We start from the raw sequence: 21,669 nt of genomic DNA, 5'->3' as shown, positions 1-21,669 counted from the left end.
CTTTTAAAACATCTTTACATTACCTGAATCAGTGGTGGGAGATGATTACTAGTTAGAATCAGCTTTAAGCAACTGCGACAAATGACTTAACCATCTCCCAAAATCGAAGTGAGATACTACGATTGCAACATTTTGAGAAAGAAGCTCAATCGCATGGTTACAATCTTGCAGACTTGCATCGAGTCCCATTGCGTGATAAATTTCGCGGGCATTACAAAAGGCATCCATCGCTTCTGATTCTCGATTAATTTTTTCTAACACCAAACCCAAATTAAACCAGGCGTTTGCTTCCCCATTTCGGTCATCGAGATCCCTTGTGATCTCTAATGAATAGTGATGAAACTCAACGGCTCTTTGGTACTTTCCCAGAGCCTTATAAGCATTACCCAATCCACACAAGGCCATTGCTTCCCCATTGCGATCGCAGATGAATTTTGCCAGTTCTAACCATTGGTGGTAAAATTCAATTGCCAGTTGGTAATCCCCCAATGATTCATAAGTATTGCCCAAACTTCCCAGGCAAATGCATTCCCCAGTCCAATCGCCTATTTTCTTCGTTATACTCAACCACTGCCGATAAAACTCAATAGCTTGCTCATACTTGCCCAGGTATTCATAAGTATTGCCCAAACTTCCTAAACAAATGCCTTCCCCAGTGCGATCGCCTATTTTCCTGGTGATACTCAACCACTGCTGATAAAATTCAATCGCTCGCTGATATTTGCCCAGTGATTGGTAAGCGTTACCCAACCCAGACAAAGACTTGGCTTCCTCAAAGCGATCGCCTATTTCTCTAGCTATATCCAACCACTGCTGATAAAACTCAATTGCCAGGTGGTACTCCCCAATTGACTGGTAAGCATTCCCCAAACTTCCTAAACAAATGACTTCCGCATTGCGATCGCCTGTTTCTCTGGCTTTGTGCAAGCACTGCTCTTCAAACTCAATGGACTCAATGTTATTTAGGCTTTCGGATCTAATTACTTCTGTCATTCTCTATAGAAAACGAAATTTTGGTTGATGGCTGTTGATTATACAATTTTCTGTGGCCTCAACACACTAGTACCGCAAGGCGGAAGTCAAAAGTCAAAAGTCAAAAGTCAAAAGTATATATGGAATGGGGTTTTTATAGATTTTAAATGGTTGCTCTATTTACGCTGTGGCGTACTAGAAGTGCAACTTATATGCACAACTTCTCTCAAAATCTAAAATTGTTCTTCAATATCAACCTTTATTTTATACACAGGTATTGCTGTGTATAAAAGGTTTTTATTTATATTTAGTAACAAGTGCCGGAATATAGTATATTGAGAAATTTAGCTTTCTAAAAAGAGACAAGAAAAACCAAATCAATCAGCAGCGGCATAATCAGGCAATGCTTTGAGTTGCAAATTAACAGCACTTAGATAATTTTGGTCGTTTAAAACTTGTGATGGTAATTTATTTGCATTAACAGCAGCTTTCACCAAATCTTTTGCAATAATATTTCTGTTCTGAGTTTGAAATACTAGGGTTTCTCCACTAGGAATCCCGTGTTGTTTCAGACCTCCCTGATAAGCAAAATTAACTAGATTGAAAGGCTGGAGGTAACTAACAGAAGTAGAGTTACTGGATAAATTGTTAGAGTTAATAGCTATTTCACTGCTGCCGATAGTAGCTGTTTGAGCGCCAGCGATTCCAGGTACAAGAGTAATAGAAGCAAAAATCAGTGCAGAATTTATTAAGGTAATAAGTTTCATAAGTTATTCTTAAGTAAAATGCAATTGGTGTTCTTTAGTAATAGAGTCCTCTTTATTATTAATCTCAGCTTCCCTCATTCAGGTCACCTGATCGGTTGATATATGACTCACCCAAAAGGGTGAGCTAATTGAGGGGGATAAAGAGCAATGGATACTCCTTTAAGTCCAGACACAGAAGATATGGGTTGAAATTTTCAAGTACTTAACTGAGGCGAGTTGAACATTTATGCAATTTTGAATTCGCCTCTTGAGTTTCCCTAATGAGCAAGAAAAACAAGATTGGAAATCTAATTACAAAGCAGAAATTGCCGCGATCGCACAAATTCTTGCATTAGGCGATCGCAGCAATTATCGAGTCTTCCAAGATTAGCTAAATTACGATTCCTCAAACAAGCGATCGCCTTTATGCAACCGATCAGCAATTTGATAGGTTTGCCCTTGCGATCGCATCGTGGGCGCGTGTGCTGCTAAATAACGAGCAGCAGCAACTAGTACATGAATACCAGCAGTTTCACCCAGCAGGGAGTATTGTTTAAAAGCTGCTTCCATTTCCTGAATCACATGAAACTCGCGATTTTCGCGCAGCATCAACTTACCCAACATTGCCATCAGTCGCTCAACAGAGCCGCCATTGTACAAATAATCAGCAACCAATTTACCTGTTTGATTTACTTGTTGTTGGCGATTTAATAAATCTGGTAGTTGATTGAGCAATTCTTCAGGATTTTGAGCAGAGTCTTTTGGTTCTGGAAGTCGTGCTGGTGGCACATTCAAAAAACGATTCAGATATACACTCATGGCAGCATCAAACACACCTCGCAGTAATTCAAGCGTTGGCACTCGTCGTAATCCTTGATGCACTGCGTTGGCAAAAGTAAACGGATGGTGCGCTGAATTCCAATCGCCAAAGTCGTTGTTAGTGTGAAAGCGGGCTACCCTAAGTGCTGCTGTGTAAGTAACTACACTTGCCAATTGTTCTTCAGTACAACCAGCTTCCAAAGCAGTCAGAAGAGAGTTGCTAATTTTCTGTGGATCTTCTCCTAACAAAATTGGCACCAATTCCTCTTCACCTGACCAAGTTCCTTGTCGAGGTCGTCCTGTTGCCAAAGCCGTAGCTAACTGCTCAAAGGCAGACTCCAGAATTGCTACCAAATCCACAGGGTAGCGCCAAGAATTGGACTCTTCCATGCGGGAAGCAGTTGCTAAACCAGAAACTAGACTCGCCAAAACTGACTCTGCCCCTTGCCAACCAACAGCATCCAGGGCTTCCAGTGCCTTGTTAATGAAGTCGAGTGCATGACCGCTATCGATATAACGGTGGTCTGTGGCAGATGTGAACAGCATGTCTGCAAGTTGCTCAGAATTAGCTCCCGCCCGAATTGCAGATACCAAACATCTCTCTGCTGCTTCACTATCCCGCACCTCAACAAACTGGCAAAACCAGCTTTTGAGGGTATCTAGGTCAACAGTAGAATTGGGCAATGGATGAACTACAAAGTGAGGTGGCGCACCTGCACTATCATTAGCTACTGCTGAAAGTCCTTGGAAAAGGGCGCGGGGTTTGTCTTCTGCATCTAGATAAGGCAGCAAATTCATCATGCAAGTATGGATAGTTAAGCCTGAACTCCAACCTGCTTTGTTGTAACGGGTGCCAAATTCTAGTCCCACCTGAAATGGTTCGGTAAAATCTGCCCCCATGTCCAGTAAAGCGATCGCTGATTTGGCAATAACTAAGGAAATACTTTGTTCTAAACCATCCTGAAGACGTTGGCTGTGGTGGGCGTGGAGGTCAACTGGGGGATCTAAATTTACCCAAACTTCCCCATCGCGGATTTCTACACCAAAGGAGGGAACATCATCTGCCCAAGAGTCAAATGTTCCGCCACTGGCGAGGTCGAAGCGGGCATAGTGCCAAGGGCAAGTTACGATGCCATCTTTACAAGTGCTTCCGTGAAGGGGAAAGCCCATATGCGGGCAACGGTTATCAATTGCATAGACTTTATTGTCTGAGTAAAACAGAGCAATAGTGTGTTTTTCGCTACGAACCAACAAACTACCTGCTGCTTGAACATCTGCAAATTTAGCAACACGGATGTATTTGTCTGTGTGAGTTGGGGCTGCAAATTTTTGAATCATTTCAGTTTCCCACAAAAGTGATGTAAAAACTCCTACTACCACTCTGGCGAACTTTCAACGGTTTGAGCAACGATTTAAGTCTAATTTTTGTTAACTATAGTCATTTGTTAAGAAAAGTTAGCCACCAGCTTATCGGTTATTGATGACAAGGTTATAAGGCACAACGCCACTGCATTACACCAATTTCAAGTTAAGTAGTTTTCATATATTTGAACCACATCTGTCGTAGGGGCACAGCATTGCTGTGCCCGTAGAGCGTGGTCTATTTACCTGAAAATAGCTGTAAGTAGACAAAAAGACCTAACCCCCTACTCCCTTCCCTACGAGGGAAGGGGGAAATTTAAAGCTTCTCTCCTTGAAAGCTACCGTGTACACACAAGTTTTTTAGAGTTGCTGCGTAGGTTAATTTTTACAGGTCGATGCATTGCCATTGTAAGTCGATACATTGGCATTGTAAGTCAATGCATTGGCATTGTAAGTCGATACATTGCCATTGTAGGTCAATACATTGCCATTGTAAGTCGATGCATTGCCATTGTAGGTCGATGCATTGGCATTGCAGAGCAAGATTTAGCGCAGCTTTAAGAACAATACAGTTCAGTTAAGTATTTTTATCCTTCTCTTTGCGTCCTTTGCGTCCTTCTCTAACGAGACGCTGCGCGTTGGCGTCAGCCTCTCGCAGAGATGGCGGTAGCCTGCGGCAAACCGCTTTGCGTCTACGTTAAAAAAATTGACTTTGACTAAGAGTTTTAGCCTTAACCCAAGCGTATTGAGCTTTAAAAGACTTATATACACCACTGTAGCCCTAAAAGGAGAGAGGAATGGAAGCGAGGTCTGCGTGTGGTCTATTCATTTGAAAACTGCATTAAGACAATTGGCAAAATCCACACCTGAAAGTATCCGGTTTTGCTCACCACCTCTGAAGTTAGCTTGTTAGCTTAGAGAAGTACTCAATTGCAAGCTCAATCTTTACTCACAACAATAATCATCAACAACAGTTGTAAAAACTGTAATCTTTAGGCTTTGCAGAAAAGTTTAATGCCAAAAAAAAAGTGGTTTTTAACAACGGGACTTGCTCTCCTAATTTTTATCATGGTTGTAGCGGCAAAATTTATGGATAAAACTCATCCCATTACAGAACTCTACGTATTTGGGGACAGTCTTTCAGATACAGGGATGGTATTCCGGGCGACAGGAGGAATGTATCCACCTAATCCAACTTACTATCAGGGGCGTTACTCGAATGGTCGCGTTTGGATTGAGTATCTTGCCGAATCCCTCCATCTTTCCTCCAAGCAAACTAACAATTTTGCTTACGGAGGAGCAACTACTGGCAGCGTTGGTAACAGCTATGTACCTAGCTTGCTAAATCAAGTGCAGTCGTTTACTCAGACACATCAAAAGACGAATTCAGATGCTTTGTATGTGCTGTGGGCTGGAGCAAATGATTATTTGCAAGGGGTAAGCAGTGCAACTGTTCCTGTTAAAAATCTGACAACGGCAATCAACTCTCTAACTGATGTGGGTGCTAAAAAGATTCTAGTAGGAAATTTACCAGATTTAGGACAGTTACCTGCGACTAGAACCAGTACGAATTCTGTGAATCTTAGTGCATTAACACAAGCACATAATCAAAGCTTGAGGCGATCGCTCAAAATCCTAAGTCAACAGCATTCCGATCTGGAGATTGTAGTATTAGATGCCAACGCTTTGTATCGAGATGCGATCGCAAATCCGGCAGCCTTTAACTTTACCAATGTCACCACTCCATGTCTGTCTGGCTCTAGCATCTGTAGTAACCCAGACCAGTTTTTGTTCTGGGATGGCATTCACCCGACATCTGCGGCTCATCGCATCATTGGGAGAACTGCTTTTTCAACAATTCAAGAGGCAGGGATAATTAATCCTCGTTCAATGTTGGTTCCCTAACTTACTCGATCAGTGTTTGCCGGGATAAAATTATTTCTGTCAAAAATGCTTTAGATTACAGCGTTTTTCATCTATTTGAACCACAATCCTTGGTAGGGGCGCATAGCTAGCTGTGCGCCCTTACAGTATGTTTAATCAAGTAAAAATAGCTGTAAAATACGGTAAGCCTGACGAATTACCGTTGATTAATCTAACAGAACGCTCAAACAGTATATTACTTGCTTATATAATTGAAAACTCAAATAACTGCTTATGTCTGAACAATATCGTTTTGAAACCCTGCAAGTTCACGCTGGACAAGAGCCGGCTCCGGGAACTAATGCTCGTGCTGTACCAATTTACCAAACGACTTCCTACGTCTTTGATGATGCTGACCACGGAGCGCGGTTGTTTGCTCTCCAGGAATTTGGTAACATTTACACTCGGATCATGAACCCGACGACGGATGTATTTGAAAAGCGGATTGCTGCCTTAGAAGGGGGTATAGCAGCATTAGCAACCGCTAGCGGTCAGGCGGCGCAATTCTTGGCAATCAGTACCATTGCTCAGGCTGGAGATAATATTGTTTCCACTAGTTTTCTGTATGGGGGAACATATAATCAGTTTAAAGTAGCCATACCACGCTTAGGTATTAATGTCAAGTTTGTCGATGGAGATGATCTAGAAAGTTTCCGTCAGGCGATCGACGATCGCACCAAAGCCCTATACGTTGAAACCATTGGTAATCCCCAATTCAACATTCCTGACTTTGCAGCTTTAGCTCACATTGCCCACGAAAACGGCATACCTTTAATTGTGGATAATACCTTCGGTGCTGGTGGGTATCTAGCTCGACCCATCGAACATGGTGCAGACATTGTAGTAGAATCAGCAACTAAATGGATTGGTGGGCATGGTACTTCCATTGGTGGCGTAATTGTCGATTCGGGTAAATTTGACTGGGGTAACGGCAAATTTCCCCTGTTTACTGAACCATCACCCGGTTATCATGGGCTGAATTTCCAAGAAGTGTTTGGCCCTAGCGGTTCCTTTGGCAACATTGCCTTTATTATCCGCGCCAGAGTTGAAGGGTTACGGGATTTTGGCCCGTGCTTGAGTCCATTTAACGCCTTTCTTTTACTGCAAGGATTAGAGACTCTCTCCCTACGTGTAGATCGGCATGTGAGCAATGCCCTAGAATTGGCTCGGTGGTTAGAGCAGCAAGAGCAAGTATCATGGGTTAATTATCCGGGACTTCCCAATCACCCCTATCATGAACGAGCGAAGAAATATCTCCGGTATGGGTTTGGGGGAGTTTTAAACTTTGGCATCAAAGGTGGATTGGAGGCAGGTAAAGCTTTTATTAATCATGTGAAATTGGCGAGTCATTTAGCAAACGTTGGTGATGCTAAAACCCTCGTCATTCATCCTGCTTCTACAACCCATCAACAGCTAAGTGATGACGAACAGCTTTCAGCGGGTGTGAAACCCGATTTGGTGCGGGTATCAGTGGGAATTGAACATATCGACGATATCAAAGAAGATTTTGAGCAGGCATTTCGGCAAGTGAAAATAGAGGAGAGTTAGGAGTTTGGAGTAGTCCTGTCAAGGTGACTTGTAAAATCTTTCTCTCTCTGGTTCCTCTGCGTCTGGAGTGGTTTATATGAACCGCAGAGGCACAGAGAACACAGAGATAAGAGAGGAATTGATTTTCGATAATTTTTACCCACCTTGATAGGCTTAGAGGTTGGAGTTAGTTCTCCCCATTCCCCTATCTTGACTGCCTCTTGAATAGAATCCCAGATATGATTTACTCAGACTTCATCTCACCCCAAACCCAGTTTTACCAGCTGACGGTGCCATTTCAACTAGAAGGGGGCGAAACATTAACTGGGGTTCAGGTTGCTTATCGCACCTGGGGACAGTTAAATGCTCAAGGCGATAATGGGGTACTGATTTGTCATGCCTTAACTGGTTCGGCTGACGCTGATGATTGGTGGGAACCTTTGTTTGGTTCAGGGAAAGCCTTCAATCCAGAACGCGATTTTATTGTATGCAGCAACATCTTGGGAAGTTGTTACGGCACAACTGGGCCAACTACTATCAACCCCATAACGGGAAAGCCTTATGGTATATGCTTCCCTAAGATTACAATCCGAGATATGGTTCACCTGCAAGCTGCACTACTAAAATATCTAGATGTTCAATCTCTGCGGTTAGTAATTGGCGGTTCACTCGGTGGGATGCAAGTATTGGAGTGGGCGTTATTATATCCAGAAAAAGTGAAAGCTATTGCACCCATCGCTGTTTCTGGAAGACATTCTGCTTGGTGTATTGGATTAAGTGAAGCCCAAAGACAGGCAATTTATGCCGATCCAAACTGGAAAGGAGGGAACTACATCCTGGATGCGCCCCCAAATCAAGGATTAGCAGTGGCGCGGATGATGGCGATGTCTACTTACCGTTCCTGGGATAGTTTTACAATTCGCTTTGGGCGGCAGTATGATGCATCTGAGCAGTTTGCTATAGCCAGTTACCTACAACATCAAGGTCAAAAGCTAACAGAACGATTTGATGCGAACACTTACATTACCCTCACCCATGTAATGGATCGCCATGATGTTGCACGTGATCGCACAGTTCCTAATTTATCAGATTATGAATCTGTTCTACAAAGCATCCAGCAACCGACTTTAGTTGTCGCAATTGATTCTGACATCCTTTATCCTCCAGTAGAGCAACAAGAATTGGCAAATTTAATTCCTAATGCTCAACTGGTGTGGCTAAAGTCAACCCACGGACATGATGCATTTTTAATTGACATGGATGCATTGAATGAAATACTAATCTCTTTTGTGCAAAGTTTAAATTTATCAGCCTCTTAGCTCGGCGTTTCGAGTTCTGAGCTTGAAGTTCCGAGATAAAAGCTCGGTGTTTCGAGTTCTGAGCACCAAGTTCCGAGATAAAAGCTCGGCGTTTCGAGTTCTGAGCACCAAGTTCCGAGCAAAAAGGTCGGGCTTGGGAGTTCTGAGCTTGAAGTTCCGAGATAAAAGGTCGGGCTTGGGAGTTCTGAGCTTGAACGATGACGTTTAGAGGTGGAATGATCAAGTTGAAAAGGCAATCGCACTACTCATTTCAAGTGCGTAGGCGTAGCCCGTCGTAGACATCGCTCAAAATCTGCCTACCAAAGCAGACTTTTTTTGTATAACTATACCTTTAGGCATTGGGTTTATTTTTACTGTTCTTTGCGTCACTAATATAAATGATTACCAAGCAGTAAATAGCTAAAGGAGTTAGTGCGATCGCTACAGGTGGGTAAATCGTGTAGAAAGTAGCCACAACTTCAGCAACACCCAATACTGTCAGAATAAATTCAGCTTGTTTGCGTTTCATAAGAATTACTCTTAAAACGTTGATATATTCCATGAAACAATGCACAATCACAAGTTCAGTCCCAAGCTGTCTGAAGTTATTACCGAGTTATTTCCTAGTTATTCCCAATTCCCAAGTTATTCCCAACTTACAGCTATTTTCAGGCAATTGAACCACAGATTTTTGTAGGGGCACGGCAATGCCGTGCCCCTACCCCGTGGTTTATTTACTTGAAAAACGTTGTAATAACCTACCCAGATTGCTAGACTCTAAATAAATGCACTGTCATGAGCCATGCCGAGAGGAATTAAGGTTCGCCAAGCGGAAATTCAAAAAGTTAAGCAAGCACTCAAGCGCAATGGTTTCTCACGACAGCAAGATTTAGCTAACGAATTAAGCATTTCTAAAAATACTGTATGGAACTTTCTCAATGGCAATCCTATTGACTATTCCAACTTTGAAGAAATCTGTAGAGAATTATCACTCAATGTCCAAGAAATAGCTGATTTCAGCGAGACTGATGTGCAGGTAGCACAGGAAGAGCAGAAAACTGATTCGACAGTGCAAACTCAATCTGTTACTGAAGTTGATCTGGGCGCTCATGTTGCCCACCCCACAAGAGAAACAAGGGTTGTTTTAAATCAAGCTATCCCAGAAGTACCCGTGTGGCAGGGGCGAGATGAACTCCTTGAAGAGTTGCAAACCAAATTACTGCAACCAGAGAATCCGGTTAAGCTATTGGCACTCATTGGGCAAGGGGGTATTGGCAAAACCAGTTTAGCTGTAAAACTGTTAGAGGCACTAGGCGTTAATTATCGAAGATCCGCCCTAACTTCTGTTGAAAAAGGGGCGAATGTAGAAGAGTGTGCTTATGAATGCGTAATATATTTCAAGGCACGAGAGGGGACAACTTTTGATGATGTAGCAGAATTTCTCCTAATTCATAGCTTGGGTATTCAAACAGCAGACACATTGAAAACTGCTCATGAAAAGATAGCGAAAATTATTGAGGCGTTGGCACAAACACGCACTCTTGTGGTGCTGGATAACCTGGAAAGTATTTTACAGCCTGCCAACCATCCCCAAGCGGGACGGGCAATTTCACCGGATTGGGGTAAACTGCTCAATGCCCTAGTCTATCAGCAGCATCAATCACAAACCCTATTAACCAGTCGGGAAGTGCCAGCAAATTTGGCAGATATCCGCTATGAAGGTGCGGAACCAGATTCACAATTGGTGTATATCGAGAGAATTTCTGGAGTGGCGACAGTCGCGGGAGTTGAGATTTTGCGACAGCGCCAACTGAAAGATAGTGTAGCAGATTTGCAGTGGATATCTGAGCGAGTTGAGGGACACGTATTTTTGCTAACTCAACTGGCGGCTATTGGTAAGGGTAAGCCTGGGTATCTATGGAAGCATCCAGAATTTGTTACGAAAAAGGCTGAACCCATTCTCAGAGAACAACTGGCAAGGCAAAGTGAAGCAGCGCGAGATTTACTCAGCCGGATGTGTGTGTTGCGGGTGGGGATAGATATCCGAGGTTTAACTTTCTTGCGGTTATTTACAGATGATCAAGAGCAAGATGACCGCTTTGAAATGGCAGCAGAATTAGAAGAACCTGCTGAATTGACAGAGGAAGAAATTAGTGAAACGCAAACAATTTTAGAGCGATTAGTCGATAGCAGTTTGGTGCAGAGTCGCTATGATCAACAGCAATGTGAGTACTTTTATGACTTGCATCGAGTGATTGTGGAGTTTCTACAAGCGGAATATCAAGACGAATTGCCCAATCTGCTCAAGAGTATTTATAAGTTTTACTGCTCTGGTAAGAATGTTGAAAATCCTAAAACTTTAGAAGATTTGCGCCCAGTGCTGGAGGCTCAATATTTTGCTTTTCAGTTGGGCAATTACAGCGAAGCATATTATTTGGTAACGCGAACTCTGAGAGAATATCTTAGATGGTGGGGATATTGGAGTTTATTAAAAGAATTATGTGAACAAGTCTTGCCGCACATTGACGAGGAAAAACGCTGCATCTGCTTGCAATGGATTGGAATAATTAATCGTGATTTAGGCAATTGGGATGAAGGAGTAAGATGTTTTCAGAATGCTTCAGCCATTGCACAAAAGCTAGAAAGTAAAAGTAATATTGCATCTTGCAATGGATTGTTGGGAAATATTGAGCGCAATCGCGGCAACTGGGATGCAGCCGAAACCCTCTATCAGCAAGCTTTAGAAGTGATGACAGAATTAGGCGAGCGCTCTGGTATGGCTTCTTGTTGGAGAGCGTTGGGACATATAGAGAAAAATCGTGGCAACTGGGATGCAGCCGAAACCCTCTATCGGCAAGCTTTGGAAGTGATGACAGAATTAGGCAATCGCTCTGGTATGGCTTCTTGTTGGAGAGCGTTAGGACATATAGAGAAAAATCGTGGCAACTGGGATGCAGCCGAAACCCTCTATCGGCAATGTTTAGAAGTTGACACAGAATTAGGCGATCGCTCTGGTATGGCTTATTCTTATGGTGGTTTAGGAGAAAATGAACTTCATCGCGGTAATCTCGAAGCAGCAGAACAGTTTTCTAAACAAGCTTTGGAATTAGCAGAAGAATTAGGGATGACTCACGTAATAGCAGGGGTTAACTACGATTTAGCACGGCTTGAGCGTAAGCGCAGCAATACAGAACTTGCCCAACAGCATTACAACACAGCGCATCAAATATTTCAGCAATTGGGTGCGGCGAAGGATTTGGAGAAAATCGAGCGAGAGTGGGAGCAAGATTAATCGCAATGATCGTGGAGATCCACTCAACCCCCTCTTAAAAAGCAGGGGGGCTATTTTCCTCCTTTACCCCCTTTTTAAGCTACGGTGCATATCACAAGTTTGAAATAGTTTACTCACCTGGTTTTTCGCGTCAGTTTTACCCCACCCTAACCCTCCCCGATGGATTGGGGAGGGAACTAGATTCCTGTTTCCCCCCTTTCTAAGGGGGGATTAAGGGGGGTAATTTGACTTGTGTATACACGGTAGCTTTTTAAGGGGGTCGCCATAGGCGGGGGGATCTTATTCAAACTATTTGCGATCGCATTAATATTCTAGTTTCATGTTCCCATCTCGAAGCTTCGAGATAAGAGCTAGACCTTGCGAGTTCTCAACACGAACTTCCGAGATAGAAGCTAGACCTTCCGAGTTCAAAGCACGAACTTCCGAGATAGAAGCTAGACCTTCCAAGTTCAAAGCACGAACTTCCGAGATAAGAGCTAGACCTTCCAAGTTCAAAGCACGAACTTCCGAGATAAGAGCTAGACCTTCCAAGTTCAAAGCACGAACTTCCGAGATAAAAGCTAGACCTTCCGAGTTCTGAGGTTTAACGATGAGGCTCAGAGGTGGAATGACGAAGTTGAAAAGCCGATTTTTGGCTCCTAATTCCTGTACAGAGGTGATTAATCGCGTCTTATTTAATTTCGTTCTTGCTGCGCCAAGTTTGTACCGTTTGCTGCAAACCCTCTTTGTAACTTAAATAACGCGGTTTCCAACCAAGCTGTTGACGAATTGAGTCGCTTTTAACTGTGGTTGCCAATTTCAGTAACTCTACCTGCTGAGGTGTAATTACCACCAGAAGTGCTACAGGAGTCAGCCACATAGGAATGTGTGCAGGTTGTTTTCTGCCTAATGCGAAGGCAAAGTAATCAATAAAATCCGTAAAGGATACCGGAATTCCATCGACGACGTTAAACACTGCGCCTACAGTTTGCTGCTCTCCGGCTTTAACTATGGCTTGAGCAGCATCTTCAAAGTGCAGCCAGTTGCCTAAGTTATTTGCAGGCCCGGCAAAATAAGGGCGTTTGAGGTTGAATGATTTTATATATAGCTTCAGGTCTTCAGATTGGGGGCCATACAGGTATCCCATGCGTAAAAGGCTAGAGGGAATCTTGCTGTTGCTCACCTGATTTTCTGTGGCGATCGCGGCGGCAAAAATTGGGTCGTCGCCAAGTGCAACTAGAGGCGCAGTTTCTGTGCTATCTTTTGCATTGCCATAGAGAAAGGTATAACTAGTATTGACAAGAAACGCAGTCCCTGCATCTTCAATCGCTGTCAATAGTGCATCAGTTGTGGCTTTTAAGGTTTTGTCAAATCCTTTCCAATCCTGACCATCGCTTAATAATGTATTGGCAAACTGTGGCGTGAGGTTGATAACCACGTTAGCATTAGCTGCGGATAAAACATCTTTAAGTTCAGTGGCACTTGTCAAACTGACATCAGCAGCTAGGCCACCCTTTGAACGTATGACCTCAGCTCCATCCTTACTTAGTGGTATTCCAGTCACCTGATGTCCAAGAGCAACTAGTTGCTGGGTGGTTTCTTGTCCCAGTTCCGTATCAGCGGCTGTAACGACAAAGTTTATAGTCATATTTTTTTTAAAGTAGTTTTTCCTGCAAACAGCTAATGTTAATCATCTGGACAGGAGATTAGCTATCTTTAAAGTTTTTTACAACGATCGCAATGCTCAGGAATACCCCCTTAAGGTTGACATTTAGAACGCCTTTTTCAAAGAAGCGATCGCATACCATTTTTCAGTTGATATAGACTACAGGCTGATTTCTCTCTAAACCTCTGTGTCTTGAAAAGTGAAGCTCGTTGCGACGCTAACGCTGTGCTAACTGAGCGCTGGCTTCGGGTACTCAGACTTCTTCGTGCTACTACGCATCCTCTGGAAATATACTTTTTCAGCAACTTACCCACAATCGAGATACCTTGCTCAATCTCCTCTGACGAGAGACAGAAAGTCAGACGCATCGCTGGATAACCCTGCTTATCAGGGAAAAATGCCGAACCGCACGCCAGGTAAATATTTTGTGCAAAAGCTTCCTTTTTTCGATTCAGGGTAAATTACTGGTACTAGGAGAGTTTCCCAAATCCGCCTCCTCCAGGAGTTTCTATCACAAAAACATCGCCAGGTTTCATCTCTACTGTTGCTGTGCTGTCTAATTTCTCTTCAATTCCATTGTGACGCTGTATCCAGTTGCGTCCGACAATTCCGGCTTCCCCACCATTTAATCCAAAGGGAGGGACAACCCGATGACCAGAGAGAATATTAGCTGTCATGGGTTCTAAAAAACGGATGCGGCGGACAACTCCATTACCACCGGAATATTTTCCTTTACCACCGCTATCGGGACGAAGACTAAAGTTTTCTAAAAGTACAGGATAACGGGTTTCTAAAACTTCTGGATCAGTCAAGCGGGAGTTAGTCATGTGAGAATGAACACCATCAGTTCCATCAAAATCAATTCCTGCTCCAGAGCCACCGCAGATAGTTTCATAATATTGATATTGCTCATTACCAAAAGTAAAATTATTCATCGTTCCTTGAGAAGCAGCCATGACACCCAAAGCACCATATAAAGCATCAACAATGGTTTGAGAAGTTTCTACATTACCCGCCACTACTGCTGCTGGATAAATTGGATTCAGCATACAGCCGATCGGTATAATAATTTCTAGAGGGTTAAGACACCCGGCATTCAGAGGAATATTATCATCAACCAAAGTCCGAAAGACATATAAGACTGCTGCTTGACTTACAGCTTTAGGAGCATTAAAATTACTATTTAGTTGCCAAGATGTGCCAGTAAAATCAATGGTAGCACTGCGACTTTCTTGATGAATCGTAACTTTTACTTGAATTCTTGCTCCATTATCCATTTTATAAATAAATGAGCCATCCTTGAGAAGATTGATAGCCTTTCTCACCGATTCTTCAGCATTAGCTTGCACAAAAATCATATAAGCTTGGACAGTCTCAAGTCCGTATTGTAAAACCATTTTACGGAGTTCTTGTACTCCCCGTTCATTTGCAGCAATTTGTGCTTTTAAATCAGCTATATTTTGGTCAGAGTTACGGGCAGGATAAGTATGATTTGAAAGGTGCTGTCTTACTGTGGTTTCTCGAAAGCTCCCCTCTTCAATCAAGAGAAAATTATCAAAAAGAATTCCTTCCTCTTCTACAGTGGTACTGTGGGGAGGCATTGAACCAGGAGTAATTCCACCGATATCCGCTTGGTGTCCACGAGAAGCAACAAAGAAGAGGGGCATGGGGAATGAAATATTTTCACTCGTTTCCAAAAATACAGGGGTAATTGCAGTTACGTCAGGAAGATGTGTACCGCCGTTATAGGGATTATTTGATAAATATACATTTCCTGGTTTTAGGGTGTCGCGTTTATCGTTAATTAAACTGCGGACACTTTCACTCATTGAGCCTAAATGTACAGGAATATGAGGGGCATTAGCAACTAATAATCCCGAAGAGTCAAAAATAGCACAGGAGAAATCTAGCCTTTCTTTGATATTCACAGATGTTGCCGTATTTTGGAGAACAATTCCCATTTGTTCGGCGATAAATTGATAGAGATTTTTGAATATTTCCAAGCGGACAGGATCAGGTTGAGATGTTGTGTACATTTTTAACTCCTTAAAAAAATTTTGTAGTAATCCCTTAACTCACATCTTGCACCTGGAAATTTTAATGTCAATCCCTTGACTAAGTGTCTGTTCTCTTAGGTGTTCAATGTCTTGTAAAAGAAACAACACCACCAAATGGGGAAATATAGTTTGAAACGTAATTTCTGCGGATTGTCCCCAATCAAAGACGCAAAGCGCTAGAAAAACGGCGTCCTTTTTTTCAATCCCACACTTTTAAGTGTGGGTTTCCTGTTCCCTCTGAAAAACATCTCGGCTCAATGCCCTCACTATTCCACTGTTAATGTCCAAATATTAAAGTTCAGGGACTTATAGTTTTTGAACTCGGCTTCAGATATGTCTAATTTTTGCATTGCAGTTAGCTGATAACTTCCGTCTATTTGTGGAGAGATGCAGCTCCTAAAACCTAAGTGTGAAAAAAAGTCCACAATTTGTTGTTGATTATCAAAGCCTGTTTTGTGCACATCACGCTGCGTTGTGTCTTGGACTCCTTGCGCGATATTCTGCAATTCTGAGTGAGTCTGTAAACGTCCTTCATGCTCAGCGTTTGTTAGAAAATCAGGAGTGATCCACGCGCCACCGAAGCGGGAAAGAACCGAATGAATGTTGCGTGCTGCCCTCTCCTTTTCTTCCATTGAAAGGTAATGATAAAGTCCTTCGTGGATGACGGCTACTGGATGATTTGGCTTAAAGCGACGGATGGCTGATTCAATTTCAGGAAACGAAAGAATGTTTACGGCATCAAAGAATAAATTCTTGCGCTCTCTTAGTCCGTGATTAGATATAATTTTTGACAGTATTTGTTGCTTTTCTTGCATTAGCTCAGGAAGATCTGTCTCCACATAAATATACTCTGGATCTTCAGTCATAGCTAGCCCACGAAATGATAGCCCACTGGCTAACTCCAAAACCTGCGTAATGCCCTCTTTCTTTATCGCGCTGACAATACTTTTATAACGTATCTCAGCAGCAAGAGCTGCCCATTTCAAAAATTCTGGTGTGAGGTTCGTTCCTTGTGAGAAATTTTTTAAAACATCTTCTGCACGTATCAGTGTAGCAACATCCCTGCTAAAGGGAATATCTGAAAATTGCCGGAAATAAGCCACCAACTTGGCAGTCGGGCTAATCTTACTATGATCAGGACTAGTCGTTTTCACTGATTTACTCCTATTGTTGTTAGCTCAGAGGATATTGTCTATGGTAAAGAGATTGTACTCTAAATACTAACCTTATTGTCTTTCATAACTAGCGAATTGGCTTATTTGTAAATAGTGTGTTTGTACTGCATTAATTTCTGTCTCTTTTTTGCTATTACTGATGTTTTTTCACTGGTGCGATATCTGAGTTAAGCACTTTTTTAAACACTTCAGTGTTTACTACTAGCTATCACTATCTACTTGGGCAGGAGCGAAATATGCAAGATTTCGCTTATTGTAGAGAATCCGGCGCGGGTGTAAATTCGCATTTCCTGTAGCGAGGGTGAGTATTTTCGAGAACAACAGCCGATTTATAAACGTTCTAAAATTAGATGGTTCTGTTGAGTTAATCTTGCTTGCCAGTTAGGTTCAACTACAATGGTGCTAATTTTTTCAACAACGATCGCAGCCCCATTAATCCTATCTTCTGGTTGTAAATCTTCCCGCCGATAAACAGGAGTATCATACCATCTATCAGTACTAAACATTCTTACTATCTCAACAGATACAGGAGCTTCATTTAGAGAACGAGTCCGAATAATTAAAGGTTCTTCCGGAGTCTCCATTTTCTGAATTACTTCCACTGAGGCAGATTCAACAATTAAGGTTTTCTCTAATTGAATGAAACCATAACGAGATTTATGTTCAGCCTCAAATTCTTGTCGCATCAGTGCTACTTCATCAGTAAAACTAACGGTCAATGTAGAGTTAGTCCCCTCATATTTTAAGTTTACTTTGCGGACTACTTGTGCTTGGATATTATCTTCATTTATTTCACTTCTAGCTTGAGTTTCTAAATCTTCTATTAACTGGTATAATTTAGAAATTAATGTTTGAGTTAAAGGCTGTTCTACTCCTCCTTCTCTAATCGCCCTGACATCAGCTAATCCCATTCCATAAGCAGAGAGAACACCAGCATAAGGGTGGAGAAATATCTTTTTCATTCCCAAAGTATCGGCAATTAAACAAGCAACTTGTCCGCCTGCGCCGCCAAAACAACAAAGCACATATTGGCTGACATCATAACCCCGTTGCAAACTGATTTTTTTAATTGCGTTCGCCATATTTTCCACTGCGATCGCAATAAATCCAGCAGCTACTTGTTCGGGAGTACAATGATTTAATGTAGCGGCTTGAATTTCTTGGGCTAATTGTGCAAATTGCTGAATGACAGTATCTTTATCTAAAGGTAAATTGCCATCAATTCCAAAAACTGAGGGAAAATATTGCGGGTGGATTTTGCCTAACATCACGTTGGCATCAGTAACCGCTAATGGCCCCCCGCGTCGGTAACAAGCAGGGCCAGGATTTGACCCAGCAGATTTAGGGCCGACACGATAACTAGAACCATCAAAAAAGAGAATTGAACCGCCTCCAGCCGCAATGGTATTAATTGCTAATACGGGAACTCGCATCCGCGCCCCAGCAATTTCCGAATCTAGTTGTCGTTCATACTCTCCTTTAAAGTGGGCGACATCTGTACTTGTCCCTCCCATATCAAAGGTAATAACTAACTCAAAACCTGCCCTTTTACTAGTTTGAACTGCACCGACAATACCACCAGCCGGACCACTCAAAATACTATCTTTTCCCTGGAATTGTTGGGCTGCAACTAAACCTCCATCAGATTTCATGAACATTAATTTAACTCCAGGTAACTGACTCGCTATTTGGTTGACATAGCGACGGAGAATAGGAGTTAAATAAGTATCTACTACTGTTGTATCTCCTCGACTGACTAATTTCATTAACGGACTAACTTGGTGAGATACGGATATTTGGGTAAATCCAATTTCTTCAGCAAGTCGGGCTATTTGTTGTTCGTGCTCAGGATAGCGATCGCTGTGCATAAAAACAATAGCACAACTACAAATTCCTCTGTTATAAACTGCTTGTAAGTCATTTTTGACTTGTTGAATATTTATAGGGGTTAATTCATTTCCATGAGCATCATAGCGTTCATCAATTTAAATCACCTGCTCATAAAGCATAGTTGGTAAAACAATATGACGGGCAAAGATGTTAGGGCGGTTTTGGTAGCCAATTCGTAGCGCATCTTTAAAACCTTTGGTGATCAGAAGAACAACCTTGTCTCCTTTCCTTTCTAATAGTGCATTTGTTGCTACTGTCGTTCCCATTTTTATCACTTCTATTGCTTCACTGGGAATAGGTTTGTTGCCAGAAATATCCATAATATCCCGTATACCTTGGATGGCTGCATCTTGATATTGTTCAGGATTTTCTGAAAGCAGTTTGTAGACTATAATCCATTGTTGATTAGGAAGAGTCACAATTAAAAAACGTTCAGGATATTTTGATAGTTTGTTTATGATGTCCTGATTATCAGTAACAGCGACAATATCTGTGAATGTACCACCTCTGTCAGCAAAAACCTTTAACATTACTTTGTTTCCTCAACGCTATACAGGTAGCATAACAATAGGATTTGGAGTGTTTATACTTCAGGTGTGGAATATTCGATTGGGGTTGAGACTATTACTTAAGGAAGACAGTAGGCAAAAAGCAATAAGCTTTGTTGTACCAAGCTTTAATTGTTAGATTAAGTATTTTTTCAATTAATTACAATCGCATTGAAGCGTAGTATATTCTTAACACAGCAGAAAATTCGATGCTTTCCGATTCCGGCTTTTGCCTTGTTCCAAGGCTTTTGATACTGGCGGTGGAGGTTCAGCTGGCTTTTGAGGGATTTCAATGATTACTGTAATAACATTCAAGAGTTAAGCAGATTGCTTGTCATTACTATTTTTGATGTGTTGGCGTAAGACTGAATTAATGAGTGTTTTGTATTCGACACCTTGGGTTTGAAACCAAGCCATCACATCTCAATCAAGCTGAACTAGATTCTGTGCTTGAGTTGCTGGCACTCTCAAGGTTGCTCTCTCAAAAAACTTATCAGTCAACGGTAGGATATCAGAATAGTCAATATCGTCATCTGACATCGATTTCAAAGCTTCCCAATTAGTACGTAAGATATTGTTCAAATCGTTTTTGCTCATATCGATTTGCCCTTCGTGCTGAGATAATTCGGATAACATCGTTGGACTGAGACTGATTGTGCCAGTTGCGTAAGTCGTGGTAGTGTAAACATTAAAGACTTTAAGAATATGAATATTATTTTCAAAAACACCGCTTCGATTGGACTGATAACTCTCTTTGCAATATCAGTTCCAAGGGTTATTCAGGCTCAAACGTCAGTTGGTAATGCAAGCAGTAATGCTACACAAGCAGCGTTGGGACTTTATGGTGCTTGGCATGATGGTAATTATAGCCGGGCTTTGCAGTACGCTGGGGCAGATATAGTCAAGCAGTTATTTGCTTATCAAAGCAGCCGCAACTCGGAATTTCATGGATGTCGAAAGAATAATTGCTCTTTTGGCTCCTCAAATGGCACTGTCAATATGCAAGTACAATCGCTGCTAGGGACATCTAGCCCAAGCTTCCGCGTCACGTCAATTAAATTCTCCAACCCATCTCCTAACACCACCCCTGAAGATGCTGTACTGGGGTTAGTTCGAGCTTGGCAATCAGGCGATCGCTCAGCTGCTTCACATTATGCGTCTCCCGATGTAGTAAATCAGATGTTTCAGGTTCGCAAGGGAACCAGTCTAGAATTTGAGGGCTGCCAAGAATTAGATTGCCTCTTCCGCTATGACAATGGTGGTGTCAGGATGCGTGTAGAGGGCTTGTTGGGAACGTCCACACCAAATTATCGTGTCACATCGGTTAATATCCAGAATCTCTAGACCTAGAACAGTTTTCTACCTTCTTATGGGGTAGCAATCGAGTGCAGTGCGATTTTGTAAGGTGTTAAAAATTAGAGGTATAAATCACCAGGGCGCGTGTGATATTGTCGCATCCACCAATTGGGATGGAATGGAGGAAAGTCCACTGATAGTAAATAGACCATACTGTAGGGGCACAGCATTGCTGTGCCCTTACAAAAAATGTGGTTTTTAAACTTATCCATATTTGGTATTTCTTGTCAATGCGTAAGTCGTAGTTTATTGCAGCGAACACAAAATAGCATGGGTGGCAAATTAATTGTATTTGAAGGGGTGGAAGGCTGTGGTAAAACCAGCCAAATGCAGCTTTGTTCTGAGTGGTTGGAAAGTCTGGGTGTTTCTGTGATGCTAACTCGTGAACCAGGAGGAACGGAGTTAGGCTTACATCTTCGCCGCTTGCTACTAGATTCGGCAGAAGATAAACCAGTTGCACAAGTGACAGAACTTTTGTTGTATGCTGCTGACCGATCGCAACACGTTGAACAACAACTCAAACCGCAACTGCAAGCAGGGAAATATATTTTATGCGATCGCTACACTGACTCTACCATTGCCTACCAAGGATATGGTCGGGGTCAAAACATGAGTTTAATCAATCAGCTTAACTATATTGCTACTGGTGGCTTAGAAAGCGACTTAACTATTTGGCTAGATGTCGATGTTGAAATGGGACTAGCCCGCAAACTCTTAGATGGAGTAGGACTAGACCGCATTGAACAGGAGACAATCGCTTTTCATCGGCGCGTTCAGCAAGGATACGCACATTTAGCAGCATCCTATCCCTCACGAATTGTACGGGTAGATGGCAGCTTGAGTAAAGAAGCTGTACAACAGGTAATTCAAGGAATTTTGCGCGTACACCTGCACTTGGTGACGTAGGGCAAAAACTTGCTAGCCAACTCATTTGTTATTTCGGCGAACTCATTTGTTATTTCGACGAACTCATTTGTTATTTCGGCGAACTCATTTGTTATTTCGGCGAACTCATTTGTTATTTCGGCGAACTCATTTGTTATTTCGGCGAACTCATTT

17 protein-coding genes and 1 pseudogene are annotated in these 21,669 nt (G+C 42.2%); 7 read left to right on the top strand and 11 right to left on the bottom strand.

Features of this window, described 5'->3' with window-relative positions; all coding sequences use genetic code 11:
• Window positions 1–48: 48 nt before the first annotated feature.
• The gene (locus V7K40_RS20470) at window positions 49–993 is read right to left on the bottom strand and encodes a tetratricopeptide repeat protein (RefSeq protein ID WP_334962889.1); all 945 of its coding nucleotides are present in this window, start codon (window positions 991–993) and stop codon (window positions 49–51) included.
• A gap of 356 nt (window positions 994–1,349) precedes the next feature.
• Window positions 1,350–1,739, bottom strand: a complete 390-nt coding sequence (locus V7K40_RS20465) for a hypothetical protein (RefSeq protein ID WP_334962887.1) — start codon at window positions 1,737–1,739, stop codon at window positions 1,350–1,352.
• 247 nt (window positions 1,740–1,986) lie between these two features.
• Here V7K40_RS20465 and V7K40_RS20460 point away from each other — a divergent pair, with 247 nt between their 5' ends.
• Window positions 1,987–2,109, top strand: coding sequence for a hypothetical protein (locus V7K40_RS20460; protein WP_334962884.1), 123 nt, complete (start codon window positions 1,987–1,989; stop codon window positions 2,107–2,109).
• A 5-nt stretch (window positions 2,110–2,114) separates the two neighbouring features.
• Here the strand turns inward: V7K40_RS20460 and V7K40_RS20455 are convergent, their stop codons facing one another.
• Complete coding sequence (locus V7K40_RS20455) at window positions 2,115–3,875, bottom strand: Rieske (2Fe-2S) protein (protein ID WP_334962882.1); 1,761 nt, start codon at window positions 3,873–3,875, stop codon at window positions 2,115–2,117.
• 1,038 nt (window positions 3,876–4,913) lie between these two features.
• On the opposite strand from V7K40_RS20455, the gene V7K40_RS20450 reads away from it, so the two are divergent.
• From V7K40_RS20450 to metX, 3 genes are all read left to right on the top strand, one after another.
• On the top strand, window positions 4,914–5,804 hold the full coding sequence (locus V7K40_RS20450) for an SGNH/GDSL hydrolase family protein (RefSeq protein WP_334962880.1): 891 nt from the start codon (window positions 4,914–4,916) through the stop codon (window positions 5,802–5,804).
• Between the two features lie 252 nt (window positions 5,805–6,056).
• A complete protein-coding gene (locus tag V7K40_RS20445) occupies window positions 6,057–7,370 on the top strand; it encodes an O-acetylhomoserine aminocarboxypropyltransferase/cysteine synthase (RefSeq protein ID WP_334962878.1) in 1,314 nt (437 codons plus the stop codon).
• 218 nt (window positions 7,371–7,588) lie between these two features.
• A complete protein-coding gene (gene metX / locus V7K40_RS20440) occupies window positions 7,589–8,668 on the top strand; it encodes a homoserine O-acetyltransferase (protein WP_334962876.1) in 1,080 nt (359 codons plus the stop codon).
• Between the two features lie 331 nt (window positions 8,669–8,999).
• Here the strand turns inward: metX and V7K40_RS20435 are convergent, their stop codons facing one another.
• A complete protein-coding gene (locus V7K40_RS20435) occupies window positions 9,000–9,176 on the bottom strand; it encodes a hypothetical protein (RefSeq protein WP_292833594.1) in 177 nt (58 codons plus the stop codon).
• Between the two features lie 273 nt (window positions 9,177–9,449).
• Between V7K40_RS20435 and V7K40_RS20430 the strand changes: the two genes are divergently transcribed.
• Window positions 9,450–11,939 carry a tetratricopeptide repeat protein gene (locus tag V7K40_RS20430; RefSeq protein WP_334962874.1) on the top strand — a complete coding sequence of 830 codons (2,490 nt, stop codon included), beginning with the start codon at window positions 9,450–9,452 and terminating at the stop codon, window positions 11,937–11,939.
• 303 nt (window positions 11,940–12,242) lie between these two features.
• On the opposite strand, the gene V7K40_RS20425 is transcribed toward V7K40_RS20430, so the two are convergent.
• The 6 genes and pseudogenes from V7K40_RS20425 to V7K40_RS20400 form a co-directional block, all read right to left on the bottom strand.
• A complete protein-coding gene (locus V7K40_RS20425) occupies window positions 12,243–12,476 on the bottom strand; it encodes a hypothetical protein (RefSeq protein ID WP_334962872.1) in 234 nt (77 codons plus the stop codon).
• Window positions 12,477–12,609: 133 nt separating this feature from the next.
• Window positions 12,610–13,566, bottom strand: a complete 957-nt coding sequence (locus tag V7K40_RS20420; protein ID WP_334962870.1) for an NAD-dependent epimerase/dehydratase family protein — start codon at window positions 13,564–13,566, stop codon at window positions 12,610–12,612.
• A gap of 488 nt (window positions 13,567–14,054) precedes the next feature.
• Window positions 14,055–15,620 carry a hydantoinase B/oxoprolinase family protein gene (locus tag V7K40_RS20415; protein ID WP_334962868.1) on the bottom strand — a complete coding sequence of 522 codons (1,566 nt, stop codon included), beginning with the start codon at window positions 15,618–15,620 and terminating at the stop codon, window positions 14,055–14,057.
• Window positions 15,621–15,907: 287 nt separating this feature from the next.
• On the bottom strand, window positions 15,908–16,795 hold the full coding sequence (locus V7K40_RS20410; protein ID WP_334962866.1) for a class I SAM-dependent methyltransferase: 888 nt from the start codon (window positions 16,793–16,795) through the stop codon (window positions 15,908–15,910).
• A 350-nt stretch (window positions 16,796–17,145) separates the two neighbouring features.
• A pseudogene (locus V7K40_RS20405) lies at window positions 17,146–19,236 on the bottom strand (hydantoinase/oxoprolinase family protein).
• A 441-nt stretch (window positions 19,237–19,677) separates the two neighbouring features.
• Complete coding sequence (locus V7K40_RS20400; protein ID WP_334962865.1) at window positions 19,678–19,851, bottom strand: hypothetical protein; 174 nt, start codon at window positions 19,849–19,851, stop codon at window positions 19,678–19,680.
• A gap of 108 nt (window positions 19,852–19,959) precedes the next feature.
• On the opposite strand from V7K40_RS20400, the gene V7K40_RS20395 reads away from it, so the two are divergent.
• Both V7K40_RS20395 and tmk read left to right on the top strand, forming a co-directional pair.
• Entirely contained in the window at window positions 19,960–20,598 is a 639-nt protein-coding gene (locus V7K40_RS20395; RefSeq protein WP_334962863.1) for a hypothetical protein, read from the top strand.
• Window positions 20,599–20,880: 282 nt separating this feature from the next.
• The gene (gene tmk / locus V7K40_RS20390) at window positions 20,881–21,516 is read left to right on the top strand and encodes a dTMP kinase (RefSeq protein ID WP_334962861.1); all 636 of its coding nucleotides are present in this window, start codon (window positions 20,881–20,883) and stop codon (window positions 21,514–21,516) included.
• Here the strand turns inward: tmk and V7K40_RS20385 are convergent.
• Window positions 21,477–21,669 (bottom strand): hypothetical protein (locus V7K40_RS20385; RefSeq protein WP_334962859.1); only part of this gene is annotated, 193 nt, incomplete at its 5' end. The two genes, tmk and V7K40_RS20385, sit on opposite strands and share 40 nt — an antisense overlap.

Origin of the sequence: Nostoc sp. (genome assembly GCF_036917195.1) — a bacterium.
GTDB lineage: Bacteria > Cyanobacteriota > Cyanobacteriia > Cyanobacteriales > Nostocaceae > Nostoc.
Note: the sequence above shows the minus strand (reverse complement) of the source record. Positions and strands in the feature narration are given on the sequence as shown.

Excerpts from the sequence above, each read along its gene's own strand:
- V7K40_RS20470 (WP_334962889.1), bottom strand. The coding sequence starts at position 993 with ATGACAGAAGTAATTAGATCCGAAAGCCTAAATAACATTGAGTCCATT.
- V7K40_RS20465 (WP_334962887.1), bottom strand. The coding sequence starts at position 1,739 with ATGAAACTTATTACCTTAATAAATTCTGCACTGATTTTTGCTTCTATT.
- V7K40_RS20455 (WP_334962882.1), bottom strand. The coding sequence starts at position 3,875 with ATGATTCAAAAATTTGCAGCCCCAACTCACACAGACAAATACATCCGT.
- V7K40_RS20450 (WP_334962880.1), top strand. The coding sequence starts at position 4,914 with ATGCCAAAAAAAAAGTGGTTTTTAACAACGGGACTTGCTCTCCTAATT.
- V7K40_RS20445 (WP_334962878.1), top strand. The coding sequence starts at position 6,057 with ATGTCTGAACAATATCGTTTTGAAACCCTGCAAGTTCACGCTGGACAA.
- metX (WP_334962876.1), top strand. The coding sequence starts at position 7,589 with ATGATTTACTCAGACTTCATCTCACCCCAAACCCAGTTTTACCAGCTG.
- V7K40_RS20435 (WP_292833594.1), bottom strand. The coding sequence starts at position 9,176 with ATGAAACGCAAACAAGCTGAATTTATTCTGACAGTATTGGGTGTTGCT.
- V7K40_RS20430 (WP_334962874.1), top strand. The coding sequence starts at position 9,450 with ATGCCGAGAGGAATTAAGGTTCGCCAAGCGGAAATTCAAAAAGTTAAG.
- V7K40_RS20420 (WP_334962870.1), bottom strand. The coding sequence starts at position 13,566 with ATGACTATAAACTTTGTCGTTACAGCCGCTGATACGGAACTGGGACAA.
- V7K40_RS20415 (WP_334962868.1), bottom strand. The coding sequence starts at position 15,620 with ATGTACACAACATCTCAACCTGATCCTGTCCGCTTGGAAATATTCAAA.
- V7K40_RS20400 (WP_334962865.1), bottom strand. The coding sequence starts at position 19,851 with ATGAGCAAAAACGATTTGAACAATATCTTACGTACTAATTGGGAAGCT.
- V7K40_RS20395 (WP_334962863.1), top strand. The coding sequence starts at position 19,960 with ATGAATATTATTTTCAAAAACACCGCTTCGATTGGACTGATAACTCTC.
- tmk (WP_334962861.1), top strand. The coding sequence starts at position 20,881 with ATGGGTGGCAAATTAATTGTATTTGAAGGGGTGGAAGGCTGTGGTAAA.